Raw genomic sequence first — 701 nt, 5'->3', positions numbered from 1 at the left:
TGGTTTAAGGTTCGATTCGTCACCACCGTTGGCAAAAGCGGCTGCCAAAACGGCGTTGTTCGCTTGCGCCGCAACGCCTACGTCTCCAACCGTCACTTTGTAGTCACCTTTGAGTAAGTCACCCCAAGTTTTTGGTGCGTCTTTGACTAGGTTGTTGTTTGAGATAAAAGAGATAGTGCCGGTGTATGCCAGCGCCCAGTGGCCATCTTTATCTTTCGCCCAATCGGGAATGTCATTCCAAGTGGTCGGTTTATACGGTTGAGTTACGCCTTTTTTCACGGCAACTCGCGCAAATGCAAAACCGACGTCACCGATATCTGCGGTCGCATTTTTCTTCTCTGCTTCGAATTTCGCGATTTCTTGTGCAGAGCTCATGTCAGTGTCTTGATGTTTCAAACCGTAGTTTGATTGCAAATCAGCCCACGTGTCTTTCCAGTTTGCCCAACTGTCTGGCATGCCCACACTGTAAACCGAGCCTTCTTTTTGAGCGGCTTTTACTAGGGATTCTACATTGGCATCCGCTGAAAAAGCAGGCGCCGATAATGTTGCTGTAATTGCGGTGGCTGCAAGCAGTTTGGCAGGCACGGCAGTGGAACGGCTAAGCAAAGTTTTCATTGTCTCCATCCTTCTGGACTAGGTCAGTAAGTTCCCTTTTTATCCTATGGGTGGAATGTGACGGTTTGGTGCAGATAATTTGACAG

At 48.5% G+C, this 701-nt stretch carries 1 protein-coding gene; it reads right to left on the bottom strand.

What is annotated here, in order from left to right:
• A partial coding sequence (locus R7O13_RS27105; protein ID WP_318305230.1) for an ABC transporter substrate-binding protein occupies positions 1-615 on the bottom strand: 615 nt, incomplete at its 3' end.
• Positions 616-701 lie beyond the last annotated feature (86 nt).

This window comes from Vibrio sp. Y176 (assembly GCF_033438945.1).
This window is presented reverse-complemented; position numbering and strand designations above follow the sequence as displayed.